At 40.7% G+C, this 12,868-nt stretch carries 10 protein-coding genes; 7 read left to right on the top strand and 3 right to left on the bottom strand.

The genetic code is table 11. The annotated features are described in order from the left end of the window. Positions 1-86 precede the first annotated feature (86 nt). From GM418_RS05600 to GM418_RS05585, 4 genes are all read left to right on the top strand, one after another. Positions 87-1,874: an AMP-dependent synthetase/ligase gene (locus GM418_RS05600; protein ID WP_246222818.1), complete on the top strand. Its 1,788-nt coding sequence runs from the start codon at positions 87-89 to the stop codon at positions 1,872-1,874. A gap of 154 nt (positions 1,875-2,028) precedes the next feature. Next, entirely contained in the window at positions 2,029-3,714 is a 1,686-nt protein-coding gene (locus tag GM418_RS05595; RefSeq protein WP_158863992.1) for a hypothetical protein, read from the top strand. A 58-nt stretch (positions 3,715-3,772) separates the two neighbouring features. After that, the gene (locus tag GM418_RS05590; RefSeq protein WP_158863990.1) at positions 3,773-4,333 is read left to right on the top strand and encodes a hypothetical protein; all 561 of its coding nucleotides are present in this window, start codon (positions 3,773-3,775) and stop codon (positions 4,331-4,333) included. Further along, complete coding sequence (locus GM418_RS05585; protein ID WP_158863988.1) at positions 4,330-5,514, top strand: permease; 1,185 nt, start codon at positions 4,330-4,332, stop codon at positions 5,512-5,514. The genes GM418_RS05590 and GM418_RS05585 overlap by 4 nt, the downstream gene beginning before the upstream one ends. Positions 5,515-5,570: 56 nt before the next feature. Here the strand turns inward: GM418_RS05585 and GM418_RS05580 are convergent, their stop codons facing one another. Genes GM418_RS05580 through GM418_RS05570 form a run of 3 tightly spaced genes read right to left on the bottom strand, consistent with a single transcriptional unit; the run spans position 5,571 to position 8,596 of the window. Further along, positions 5,571-6,011, bottom strand: coding sequence for a hypothetical protein (locus GM418_RS05580; protein ID WP_158863986.1), 441 nt, complete (start codon positions 6,009-6,011; stop codon positions 5,571-5,573). 33 nt (positions 6,012-6,044) lie between these two features. Further along, the gene (locus GM418_RS05575) at positions 6,045-7,892 is read right to left on the bottom strand and encodes a rhamnogalacturonan lyase (protein WP_158863984.1); all 1,848 of its coding nucleotides are present in this window, start codon (positions 7,890-7,892) and stop codon (positions 6,045-6,047) included. A gap of 53 nt (positions 7,893-7,945) precedes the next feature. After that, positions 7,946-8,596, bottom strand: a complete 651-nt coding sequence (locus GM418_RS05570; RefSeq protein WP_158863982.1) for an NAD(P)H-binding protein — start codon at positions 8,594-8,596, stop codon at positions 7,946-7,948. Between the two features lie 180 nt (positions 8,597-8,776). Here GM418_RS05570 and GM418_RS05565 point away from each other — a divergent pair, with 180 nt between their 5' ends. From GM418_RS05565 to GM418_RS05555, 3 genes are all read left to right on the top strand, one after another. Further along, a complete protein-coding gene (locus tag GM418_RS05565; RefSeq protein WP_158863980.1) occupies positions 8,777-9,613 on the top strand; it encodes a sugar phosphate isomerase/epimerase family protein in 837 nt (278 codons plus the stop codon). Between the two features lie 98 nt (positions 9,614-9,711). Further along, positions 9,712-11,439: a glycoside hydrolase family 140 protein gene (locus GM418_RS05560; protein WP_158863978.1), complete on the top strand. Its 1,728-nt coding sequence runs from the start codon at positions 9,712-9,714 to the stop codon at positions 11,437-11,439. Positions 11,440-11,452: 13 nt separating this feature from the next. Next, positions 11,453-12,847, top strand: coding sequence for a putative collagen-binding domain-containing protein (locus GM418_RS05555; RefSeq protein ID WP_158863976.1), 1,395 nt, complete (start codon positions 11,453-11,455; stop codon positions 12,845-12,847). Positions 12,848-12,868: the final 21 nt, after the last annotated feature.

The following is a 12,868-nucleotide window of genomic DNA, read 5'->3' as shown; positions in this document are numbered from 1 at the left end:
TGAAAACTATTCCAGAGTATGAAGTAATAGGCTATACGAAGTGTCAAAACTGTTATATTTGACCGTTTGACTTAACAATATTTAAAATGGGAATAGTGGTTACGCGTACATTTGACATCCTTGAACGCTATTTAGAAGAATTTCCACGGGAAGATGCTATTGGTGGAAAAAAAGACGGTAAATGGTATACTTATTCAACGGCTGAATACAACGAAAAATCTCACCAGTTTGCCATGGGGCTAATCGCATTGGGTCTAAAAAAAGGAGACAAAATTGCGACAGTCACGACAAACCGGCCTGAATGGAATATTGCCGACATGGGAATGGCGATGCTCGGCGTTATTCATGTTCCTGTTTATCCCACAATAGGAGAGGATGAGTACAAATATATTCTGGAACACTCCGAAGCTCAAATTGTGATCGTAGGTGATAAGAAGCTGTTTGAAAAAATAAATCCGCTTGCCAATCGGATCGCAGCGGTTGACAAGGTTTTTACTTTTGAAGAAGTTGAAGGAGCAAAAAATTACCAGGAAATTCTTGAGCTGGGGAAAGCCCGGAAAGACAAACTGAGCGATTCTTTGCAAGAAATAAAAAAAACGGTTTTGCCCGATGATTTGGCTACTTTGATTTATACATCGGGGACAACAGGTGTTCCGAAAGGTGTAATGCTTACGCAGAACAACCTGGTTTCAAATTTTGTTGCCCATTCAAAAATGCACCATCTGGGGAAAGACCATCGGGTTATTAGTTTTCTTCCGCTTTGTCATGTTTACGAAAGAAGCGTGAACTATCATTTTCAATACAAAGGAATGGGGGTTTATTATGTTGGGAACCTGTCGCAAATAATTTCCGCATTAAAAGAGATAAAACCTCATATGTTTAACTCTGTTCCACGCTTACTCGAAAAGGTTTACGATGGATTTGTTTCAAAAGGGAAAGAGTTGACCGGAATTAAAAAAGCGATTTATTTTTGGGCACTTCGCTTAGCAAAACATTTTGAATTCAATAAAAAATACGACCCCTGGCTCACTCTGAAAATCAAACTTGCCGATAAGCTGGTTTATTCCAAATGGAGAGAAGCATTGGGTGGAAACATCGTATATGTTGTTTCCGGTGGAGCCGCTTTACAACCCAGAATTGCCCGCGTTCTGGGCATGGCCGGAATGCAAAATCTGGAAGGCTACGGTTTAACAGAGACCTCGCCGGTTATCGCTGTAAATAATCCTGCTCTTGGTGAAATGAAAGTGGGTACAGTTGGGCCAATACTCGAAGGATACGAAGTAAAAATTGCCGAAGATGGTGAAATTTTGTGTAAAGGTCCGGGAGTGATGAAAGGTTATTACAAAGCACCTGAATTAACGGCTGAAGTGATTGATGAGGCGGGCTGGTTTCACACCGGCGATATAGGAATTCTGGATGAAGGAAAATACCTGAAAATAACCGACCGGAAAAAGGAAATATTTAAACTGTCGGGTGGAAAATATATTGCTCCGCAAATGATAGAGAACAAGCTTAAAGCTTCAAATCTGATTGAACAGGTTATGGTCATCGGAGCCAACGAAAAGTTTGCAAGTGCTTTAATCTCGCCTAATTTTCCTTTACTCCATGAGTGGTGCTCAGATAATAAAATACTTTTTGAGAATAATAAAGAGCTAATTCAAAATCCGGAGGTGATCGATAAGATTCAAAAAGAGGTGCAGCAAATTAACAAACAACTGGGTTCTCATGAGCAAATAAGCCGTATTCGTTTGGTTTGTGAGGAATGGACTCCTGCAAGTGGAGAGTTGTCTCCGACATTAAAACTACGCCGAAATATGGTTGCGGTAAAATACCAGCATTTAATTGAGGAAATTTATTCGGTTGGCAGAAGTTAAAAAAGACGACTCAGCATAAATGTATGGAAAGAGGCTGTCATTACTGATAGTCTCTTTTTATTTAACATTGCAGCAAATGTAAAATGCAGGTAAAAAAGATTAAGTTTTATTTTATCTTTGGGTTTTAATACCGTAATCAACTAAATTTTAAATCATGTACAAAAGCAGAATTCTTATACTTTCTATTGTAATATTTACTGTTGTTAATGCTCTTGCTCAAAAAAGGGGAGAACCTCCTGTAAAGGCACCTTTTGAAAAGCTGGATTTATATTGTGTAAATGATTGGTGGGTGCATGCTGAAAGAATCAAAAATAATCCGAAAAGAATAATTGATGTTGATGTACCACGCGATGAAGTTGTTTGTTTTGGAATGTACACGGTACAAAATGGAGTGATGAAAATGACCGCCCAACTTTTCCCTTTGTACCCGGACGAAAGCAGAGAGGTGATTTTAGAATTAAAAGAAAATGGAAAATGGCACAAAGTGGCCAGTGAAAAAGTCAACGATATTGGATGGTCAGCGCTTTTCAGGATAGATAACTGGGACAATTCAAAAGATGTACAATACCGGTTGCGACATGGAGAGAAAGCATCTTTCGAGGGATTGATCAGAAAAGATCCGGTTGAAAAAAATGAAATTGTAGTTGCATCATTAAATTGTAACTCAAACCAAACCCGTGGAGCAAGAGAAGAGTACATCAGGAATCTAAGCTATCTGAATCCGGATTTACTGTTTTTTGCCGGAGATCAAAGTTATGATCATAAAGAGCACACGGCGGCGTGGTTACTGTTCGGTATTCAGTTTCGCGATATTTTCCGCGATCGGCCATGTATTACTATTCCTGACGACCATGACATCGGGCAGGGAAATCTTTGGGGTGAAAGCGGCAAACAATCGCTTAGCCAGGCAGGTAGCGATGGTGGATATTTTTTTCATCATGAATATGTAAAAATGGTTGAACGTTGCCAGACCTCACATTTGCCTGATCCTTATGATCCCACACCCATCGGGCAGGGAATCGGCGTTTACTACACTAATCTCACTGTTGGGGGAGTTGACTTTGCCATAGTTGAAGACCGAAAGTTTAAAAGCGGTCCCGCCGGTAAAATTCCACAACAGGGACCTCGCCCGGATCATATCCGGAATCCTGACTATGATCCTGCAACAATTGATTTGGAAGGTCTTGTTTTGCTGGGAGAAAGACAGTTGGAGTTTCTGGATGATTGGAGTACACAATGGAATGGTATAGCTTTAAAAGCGGTGCTTTCGCAAACAGGATTTTGTGGTGGTGCTTCGCGTCACGGTAATTTTAATAATTTGTTACATGCTGATTTAGATAGCAATGGATGGCCACAAACCGGCCGGAATAAAGCTTTGAAAGCCATCCGAAAAGCCGGTGCCGTGCATTTGGCCGGAGACCAGCATATTGCTACCATCATTCACCACGGAATTGATGAATTTGGAGACGGCCCTTTTGCTTTTGTTGCGCCGGCGATTATAAATAATTATTACAGTCGCTGGTGGCATCCTGCCAATGACGAAAAAGGAGAAAACCAGGAACCCGGTAACCCCTTGCAGTATAACGGAGATTATCTTGACGGGATGGGGAATAAAATTACAATGGTTGCTTATGCAAACCCGGACGATGAATTTACCAGGGGTGGATTTGGATTGGTTCGTTTTGATAAAGCCGGGAAAAGCGTAACCTTCGAAAGCTGGGACAGAACTACAGATGTAACAAAAAAGGATGCCAGGCAAATGCCTGGGTGGCCCAGAACAATCAGGCAGGAAGGAACCAAAGATGGTTATCCGGTTTGGAAACTGGATCCATTAAAATAATTAGTTTGAATTTGGGAGACAGAGGTACCGGAATATCTGTTTCAGAAAATCAGAAGGGATGAAAAAGTGGGGAATTGCTATATTGATAATTATTTTAGTTGGTTTATTGTATTTTATCGAATTCAGTAAAATACAATCGGGCAACGAAAGTTCCGGGGCAATGCCAACTCTTGATGACCTCACCTTTAATGAAGCAGATCAGAATTGGGAGTACTTCTATAGGGTCCGTGCGAATATTGTCGACGGAGAGAATGCAGAGTTTTCCATACCTAAAGAATTGCTTGAATCTCAGGGTAAAAGAATGGAGCTTACAGGTGCCGCTGTTTTTTTTAGTCCCGGGTGCCGGGCTGTAGAAAACAAAATTGCTGTACATACTTTTTTCCTCTATCCTACACTTGGATTGGCAAATGCTTGCGTTCACCTTCCCGAAGTAGCCATGAGATGGACCATAAGAATAAATCTTAAAGAAGAATGGTTGGTTACAAGAACCGATATGATTCAGGCGGTTGTTAAGGTTCGGGGAACTTTCAGAATTGATACCCGAAAACCTTATGAATCGGCATTTTTTTTCGATGAAGCTGAAGTAGAATTTGTTTCGGAAGAGGAGGTGGGGCTTTGATATCAATACTTTTTAATACACTACTGGAATCGGCTCCGTATGTTGTTCTTGGTTTTTTTATTGCCGGGATAATGCGCTTTTATGTGCCCTCCAACATTTTAAAACAACATCTTGGAGGAAGGGATTCTTCTTCACTTTTTAAATCTGTTGGAGTTGGTTGTATCCTCCCCCTGTGTTCCTGTGGTACCATTCCCCTGGGAATCGGACTTTTCAGAAGCGGTGCAACAATTGGCAATATGCTCGCTTTTATGACTTCCACACCTGTTCTTTCTCCTGTGCTAATTACAGTTTCGTTAAAATTGTTAGGTTGGAAACTGACGGTTACACTCGTTTTGGCAGCTGTTTTGGGGTCATTGTTAATGGGGACAATTGGCAATAAAATATTCAAAAACCCTCAAAAAATAAGTCCTCAAAAAAACTCTTCAAAGTTTGAAAGAAGCGTTCGGGAAAAAGCACACAAATCAAAGTTATCAGGTACATTAAAATGGTCTTTTTTTGAATTGGGTTCTGATGTGAGTGTCGATATTTTAATCGGACTTTCAATTGCGTCATTGTTGCTTGCCTTTTTACCTTTGGAATGGATATCGGCCTGGCTGGGGCAACAGGAATTATCAACGCTGATTTATGTGATTTTGCTTGGAATTCCGGTGTATGCATGCAGCATTCCTTCAATTGTGGTGGTGCAGGGATTGTTATTGCTTGGTGCTACACCCGGGGCTGCCATCGCATACATGATAGCGGGGCCAGCCACGAATCTTGGTGAACTAAATGCAATTCGGAAATCGATGGGAGGTAAACCTGCAACTTTCTACGCGCTTGCTTTAATCGTACTGGCGTTGGCTGCCGGTTTGATTACAGATCAGTTTGTTTTTCCCGATTATCAGTATCATGCATACCGTGTGCAAGGAGAACTGGTGGTAAAACAATGCTGCGTTCCGTTAATTTTTGGAGATTCAGTGGGTGGGCCAACTGAATATTCCATCCCGGCCTGGCACTGGCCTTTTGGGATTATCCTCGGTTTAATCATTATTTATGGTACCATTAAAAAATTACGATTTTTTGTTATTAATCCCTGTAAAGGCTGCAATTGGAAAACCTACGGTGCAGATGGCACATGCGGCTCAAAGTGTCATGTCCGCAGAAAGTATGAATTTTTCCGGAGGCTTCGGTCGTCCGGCTAAAACCGACTTTTTTACAGCTTTGTTTATTGGGGTTCATATTTTTTTGACAATCTGATTTACATGAGGGCCCTGTCCCAGGGGATAGCGGCTAAAATCAAAATCAAACCAATCGTATAAAATATTGCTGCTACCCTGTGTTTTTTTAACGAAGATGCTGCTTTTTTTGATTTTGAACGGCCGATATGCACAATTGCCAGCGCAATTATCATCATTAAAATATGTTCCACGGCGTAAAAGCGTAAATCGGGATTACTCATAGCCGCGCCAAAATCAGCAAATGCAGCTTTGGTTAAAGGACTGACAAAAGCATATAAAATAATTCCAACTAAAAACTGAATGTCCATAAAAATAACAAGGAGTAGCCCGGTTATATTATCGGTTTTTTTCCAGTCTCTTTTTCCAAACCAGCCGGCGTAAGCTAAAACAATTGCCAGAACGAGGGCAAGCAATACTAACCAGCGAAACATATTATGCGTGTGAAGTAATCCTGTGTACATAGTCTTTAATTTATTTTGAATAGAAACAGGATTTTATTTGTTTGGTTCAAGTTTTTCTTTGAATTGGATATTATTTACGCTCTCTTGCGGATATTTCATTCCAGTTCCAAGATAAAAGCCGGTGTGAGGAGGCTGGTTATAAGCCACGTTTTGCCAGGCAATACTTAGTCTGTATTGAGGATCGTGCATTAATGTTGTAAAACGATAATTTGTAGGAATTGTGCTTGTAAAAATCCTGAGCGATTGCCCGTCTTCTGCAGCCAGGATAAGCTCTTCACGCCAGTCGCCAAATAAATCGGCACTCAATGTTGGTGTAGCTTTTGTTCCGTTATTCGAACGAAACCCTTTGGCATCCAGCAAAACACCGCCTTTGTATTTTGAAATTTTATTTCGGTCAAGAAGTTCGCGTAACAAATCATCATCCCACCAAATTAAAAAATTGGCTGAAGAAGGCGACTCGCCGATAATTTCACCTTTGTTATTCCACAAGCCTCCACTTCCGGAACACCACATTTCTGCTCCGGGGCTGGTTGAATTTATATCAGCAGCAACACCTCTTCCCACATCCAGTCCGGGCAGTTTTCCCCATAGTATTTCACCTGTTTCTGCATCAAACAGTGCTGCACCAAATCCATTTTCATACCCTTTAACCGGAACCTCGTTTTCATGTATTCCCCAAACTTCCAAACCAGGACGTGATGGAATGAAATCGCTTACATGCAACGCATCTCCATGACGCAAGCCTGTTGTATATAATCCGGTTCCGTCGTCATCAACCGTCATCGCTCCGTAAATAATTTCATCTTTCCCGTCATTGTCAATATCGGTAACAGTAAGATTGTGGTTTCCCATTCCGGAAAATTTTTCCAATCCGGGTTTTGCCGAATCAAAAACCCACTTCTGTTTTAATTCACCGTTTTTCCAGTCCCAGGCTGCTAAAACCGACCTGCCATAATATCCTCGGCACATAATCACACTCGGGTGTATTCCGTCGAGATATGCAACACAAGCCAGAAAACGATCCACGCGATTTCCGTTGCTGTCGTTACCTCCGTTTCCGCCAATTCCTCCCCAACCGTCCAAAGAGTAACGATTCGGCATGTAATCGACGGTTGCCAAAGCTTTTCCTTTTTCTCCTTCAAAAACAGTTAAAAATTCAGGGCCATCTAAAATTTTTCCGTTTTCATTCACATAGTTTTTTGAGGGGTCACCAATGATTTTTCCCACACCGTCCTTTGTCCCGTCTGCCGTTTTGCATACTATTTCTGCTTTTCCGTCACAGTCTAAATCATACACCACAAATTGAGTATAATGAGCTCCTTCCCGAATGTTCTTGCCGAGATTTATTTCCCACAGAAATATTCCGTCCATTTTATATGCCTGTAAAATGGGCTCGCTTGTAGGTCCATTGTGTGAATTGTCGTGGCTTCGACCAGTTTGATGTAGTACAATTTCATAATCGCCGTTTCCGTCCAAATCGCCCACCGATGCGTCATTGGGACGATACCCCTCGGGAGTTTTTAGAAGAACATCAAAAAAAGGGTTGGGATGAACGTTGATTTTTACCGCTTGCCCGGTATTTTCTTTTTCATTCAAAACTGGAATAACTGTGTACGAATCATTTTCTTTTCCTTCCGGATCCGTAAAACAAGTTCTGTTGGCTACTGGTTTTTGTGTTATTTTCTGATTGTTCCGATAAATATTAAAAGCAGTATTTTTTGAATCATTGCCCAATAAACGCCAGCTGAGAAAAACGCTGTCAGCACTTTTTACTGCAATGGCACCGCGATCCAGCTTTTCCATTATTCTTTGCGCAAAGGTTCCATTTTGAAAACCAAACAATACCAAAAGCAGCGAGATGAAGAGTAGTTTTTTCCACATGGTTTAGAATATTAGTCAGAGGATTAAAAATAATGTTTTTTTAGGGAAATTTGCTATTCAGCCAACCGGAAAACCTCGTTGGCTTCCCAAATTGTTTTTTTCGATGTGGGTTCTAAAACTGCATTAATCATTGCCCGTGCGACCGTTTTGTCTTTAATGGGGCGATATTTTTTAAATACAAATTTGGTCAGTAAAAGGAGGACGGGGATAGAAATGATTTCTGCCGTACGCTTTTCTTTGCGACTTCCTGTTAATGAGGAAGGCCTTAAAATTGTGAGGTTTTTAAACCCTACTTTTGAAACAGCCTCATCAAGTTCTCCTTTCATCCGCGTATAAAAGATTCGTGACTTTGTATTTGCCCCGACAGACGACACCAATACATAATTCTCGATGCCATTTTCTTTGGCTTTTTTGGCAAAATTCAGGTTAAATGTAAAATCTATTTCGTATTCTTTTTCCTTGCTGCCAGCCTGTTTTAAAGTGGTTCCCAGTGCCGAAAATAAAACGTCACCGGTCAAATGTGTCTTCCATGTTTGCTCATCGCCAAAATCAACAATCTGCTGTTCCAGTTTTGGATGTTGAATATTTGAGTCACGCCGGACAAAAATACGTACTTTTTCAAATTGTTCGTTTTCTAACAACAACGGAATGAGTTGGCTTCCTACTAAACCTGTTGCCCCGATAACATTTGCTATATATTTCATTTTTCGTTTTCTTTTGAGAACACCAATCAATACGAATAGTAAATGTCTTTAAAAAAACAAAAGAATAAAAGCGGTTACCGACTTTTTTGATTATTTTAATAGCGAATAATTTGAAATTTGATTTATAATTTTTAGTAGATTTGCGTCATTCAAAAACCAACTTGACAAAAGTTTTTAATCATGAAAAAAATAGAAAAGATCTCTCTGGTTATTTTATTATTCTTAAGTTCCGTTATCGTTAACGGTCAGGAACGTCCTGGTCCTCAGCCTGCACCAGAAACAGGTGAAAAGTTTAAACTGGGAATGGCTGGTTATACATTTGTGAATTTTGACCTGGAAACCACCTTAAAAACGCTGCAACGCTGTGATGTACATTATCTGTGCATCAAAGATTTTCATCTCCCTTTAACGAGCACCGATGAAGAAATTGCTGCTTTTCATGCCAAGCTGAAAGAATATGATGTTACCGGTTATGCGGTTGGTCCATTGTATATGAGGTCGGAAGAGGCCATTGATAAAGCCTTTGAATATGCAAAAAGAGTTGGTGTAAAAACCATTGTTGGGGTGCCGACCTACGAATTGCTTCCATACGTGGATAAAAAAGTAAAAGAATACGGGTTTAATTATGCCATTCATTTGCATGGCCCGGATATTGAAGTTTTTCCTGATGCTGAAGATGTTTGGAACAGCGTGAAAGATTTGGATCCGCGCATGGGGATGTGTCTGGATATTGGCCACGATACCCGAAACGGAAAAGACCCGGTGGCAGATTTGAAAAAATACCACAGCCGTGTGTTTGATATGCATTTAAAAGACGTAACCGGAACGACAAAATTAGGCTACTCACTAGAAGTTGGACGTGGAATAATTGATTTCCCTGCACTGGTTAAAATGATGCGTAAGGTTGGCTATTCAGGTGTTATCAGTCTTGAACATGAAAAGGATATGAAAGACCCGTTTATGGGAATTGCCGAGTCAATTGGCTATTTCAGAGGCGTGGTTGCCACTACAAAATAGAAATCAGCATAATAAATAAAAGTTTTAAGCCGGGTCGATTGACCTGGCTTTTTTTGTTATATTTAGTTTTCAATTATTTAACCAAGTTAAACTTCAAAATGAAAAGAACTTTTATCTCTGTACTTGTATCTTTGATTTTTATTCTAAATGGGTTTACTCAAAACACGATTGAAATTCAAGCTCAGGAAACCGATTCCTTTCCCATAATCTGGTCAAAATTTGAAATTCCTTTTACAAGCTCAAAAACCTATGACAATCCGATTTACGAGGTCCGGGATTTTAGGGTGGTTTTTTCTGCCCCGTCGGGCAGAAAAAAAACGGTTCGGGGATTTTGGGACGGCGGAACCGACTGGAAAGTTCGGTTTATGCCCGATGAAGTTGGAAAGTGGACCTGGAAATCGGAATGTACCGACACAGAGAATCAGGGATTAAATAAAGTGGAAGGAGATTTTACCTGCAATGGCAATAATCATCAGGAACTACTTTTTCAAAAAGGTACAATTCAGCACGAACCCGGAAAATACTACCTGTCATACAGCGATGGAACACCGTTTTTCTGGCTGGCATGTACGGCATGGAACGGCGCTTTAAAATCAACAGATGAAGAATGGCAGCATTACCTTAGTCAGCGAAAAGAGAATCATTACAATACCATTCAGCTGGTTACAACCGAATGGCGCGGCTGCGACAAAAATGCAGAGGGACTAACAGCCATTGAAGGAACGGGCCGGATTAAAATTCATCCGGAATTTTTTAAACGCATTGATAAGAAAATAGATGAAGCAAACGACAAAGGTCTGCTGGTTTCCCCGGTAATTTTATGGGCGCTTCCGATGGGACAAGGTCGTGAGTTGAGTCCGGGCTACACATTGCCGCTCGAAGAGGCTGTATTACTGGCAAAATATATTGTTGCGCGTTACCAGGGAAACCATGTGGTCTGGACACTGGGTGGCGACGGAAAATATTATGATGATCTGGAGCTAAAATGGAAGGAAATCGGGCGGAGGGTTTTTAACGACATCGACCATGCACCAGTTACCCTGCATCCTCACGGACGTTCTTTTGTAGGTGATTTGTATGCTCAGGAAGATTGGTACGATTTAATGGGATACCAATCGTCACATTCCAATCAGGAAGGTACCGTAAACTGGATTAACAAAGGACCCGTGGCGAAAATGTGGAGCAAACTTAAACCAATGCCCTATATTAATTTAGAGCCCAATTACGAAGAAATCGGTTTCCGAATTGACGCGACAGATGTAAGGAATGCAAGCTACTGGAGCATATTTGCTAATCCAATCGCAGGTGTAACTTATGGCGCAAATGGAATCTGGCCCTGGTTGCAACCTGGTGAGCGCATTTTAAATCACGGTGATACAGATGGTGTTACCGGCTGGAGAAAAAGTATAGAATTCCCGGGAAGTATACAAATGGGATATCTGGCCGAATTTGTAAATCAATTTGATTGGTGGAAGCTGTTTCCGGCAAATGAGATTTTGGAAAGCCAACCGGGCGAGGAGAAATTTAATCATTGGATTTCAGTTGTAAAATCGGCAGACGATAAAACGATAATGGTATATATTCCGGAAAACTGCGATGTGAAACTATTTAATCCGAAAGGCTATGAATATTCTGCTCAATGGTTTAACCCGGTTACAAATAAGTATACAAAGGCAGATATCCTTCAAAAGGAGTTTGAAGAAGTGAGGCGCGTAAATTTTGATTCGGGGCAGGCAGAAACAGTAACTATCGCAAAAATTTCGAATACGATTCAATTTGCCCATAATTTTGAAAATGACATGATTATCGTGTTAAAGAAGAAATAAAAATCAAGCTGGTATGAAAATGAAGTGGATGTCTTTTTTAGTTGTTTTTCTTTTGGTACTATCTTTTGGATGTAACAAAATTTCAAAAGACTTAAGAATTAAACCATGGACAGAAAATCCCTGGTATTGGGAATACAAAGGAGAACCAGTAATGCTGCTTGGAGCCAGCAGCGATGATAATTTGTTTCAGTGGCCAAATGAGATATTGATTCCCCATTTGGATTCGATGAAAACGGTAGGGGCAAATTATGTTCGAAATACGATGAGCGACCGGCAAGATAAGGGATTTGAATTGTATCCGTTTTTAAAGCTTGAAAGTGGAAAATACGATTTAAACGAGTGGAATGATAAATACTGGCAACGTTTTGATACATTTTTAAAGGAGACTCAAAAAAGAGACATTGTCGTTCAGATTGAGGTTTGGGACAGGTTTGATTATTCGCGTAGCAATTGGCCTCCTCATCCTTTCAATCCTAAAAACAACATTAATTATTCCATTGAGCAATCGCGATTAGACTCTGTCTACCCCGATCATCCGGGAGCAAATAAACAAGCTTTCTTTTATACAACGCCCAAACAGCAAAACAATAGAGTACTGCTAAATTATCAGTTAAAGGTTGTGGATAAAATGCTTTCGTATGCCTTAAATTATAACCATGTTTTGTATTGTATGGATAACGAAACTTCGGCAGAAGAAGAGTGGGCTGTATTTTGGGCGGAACATATTCTGGGAAAAGCAAAGGAGCTTGGTAAAGAGATTTGTGTTACAGAAATGTGGGATAACTGGGACTTAAAATCGGAACATCACAAACGAACCTTTGACCACCCGGAAAGATATGCTTTTTGCGATGTGTCGCAGAACAACCAACAAAAAGGACAAGTTCACTGGGATAATTTTCAATGGGTGAAAAGCTATATTTTGTCAAATCCCCGACCGCTAAATACGGTAAAGACCTATGGCGCCGATGGCGGAAGACACGGAACTACCAAAGACGGACTGGAACGCTGGTGGCGACATGTTTTGGGTGGTGCTGCATCGGCACGTTTTCATCGGCCACCTTCAGGTCTGGGATTGTCGGAGTTATCGATGAATTCAGTGAAAGTAGCCAGAGAGATTGAAAATACCGTAAAATTCTGGCAACTCCAGCCAGCTAATAATTTACTCTCTGAACGTGGGGAAAATGAAGCGTATTTGGCAGCGCAGCCTGGTAAAAATTATGTTTTGTTTTTCACAGATGGTGGTGACGTTAATCTCGACCTTTCAGAATTTGAAAAAACTTTCAGCCTTCAATGGTTTGATGTGCGAAAAGGAAACCTGCTGTCCGAAGAAAGGATTAGTGGCGGAAACCTTGTTCAACTGAAAGCACCCGGGGATTTGGAATGGGTTGCTGTAATTTCAGGAAATTAAAACCAGCTTTTGTTGAGTAAA

Source organism: Maribellus comscasis (genome assembly GCF_009762775.1).
In the GTDB taxonomy this organism is placed as follows: domain Bacteria; phylum Bacteroidota; class Bacteroidia; order Bacteroidales; family Prolixibacteraceae; genus Draconibacterium; species Draconibacterium comscasis.
This window is presented reverse-complemented; position numbering and strand designations above follow the sequence as displayed.

Excerpts from the sequence above, each read along its gene's own strand:
- GM418_RS05600 (WP_246222818.1), top strand. The coding sequence starts at position 87 with ATGGGAATAGTGGTTACGCGTACATTTGACATCCTTGAACGCTATTTA.
- GM418_RS05595 (WP_158863992.1), top strand. The coding sequence starts at position 2,029 with ATGTACAAAAGCAGAATTCTTATACTTTCTATTGTAATATTTACTGTT.
- GM418_RS05590 (WP_158863990.1), top strand. The coding sequence starts at position 3,773 with ATGAAAAAGTGGGGAATTGCTATATTGATAATTATTTTAGTTGGTTTA.
- GM418_RS05580 (WP_158863986.1), bottom strand. The coding sequence starts at position 6,011 with ATGTACACAGGATTACTTCACACGCATAATATGTTTCGCTGGTTAGTA.
- GM418_RS05575 (WP_158863984.1), bottom strand. The coding sequence starts at position 7,892 with ATGTGGAAAAAACTACTCTTCATCTCGCTGCTTTTGGTATTGTTTGGT.
- GM418_RS05570 (WP_158863982.1), bottom strand. The coding sequence starts at position 8,596 with ATGAAATATATAGCAAATGTTATCGGGGCAACAGGTTTAGTAGGAAGC.
- GM418_RS05565 (WP_158863980.1), top strand. The coding sequence starts at position 8,777 with ATGAAAAAAATAGAAAAGATCTCTCTGGTTATTTTATTATTCTTAAGT.
- GM418_RS05560 (WP_158863978.1), top strand. The coding sequence starts at position 9,712 with ATGAAAAGAACTTTTATCTCTGTACTTGTATCTTTGATTTTTATTCTA.
- GM418_RS05555 (WP_158863976.1), top strand. The coding sequence starts at position 11,453 with ATGAAAATGAAGTGGATGTCTTTTTTAGTTGTTTTTCTTTTGGTACTA.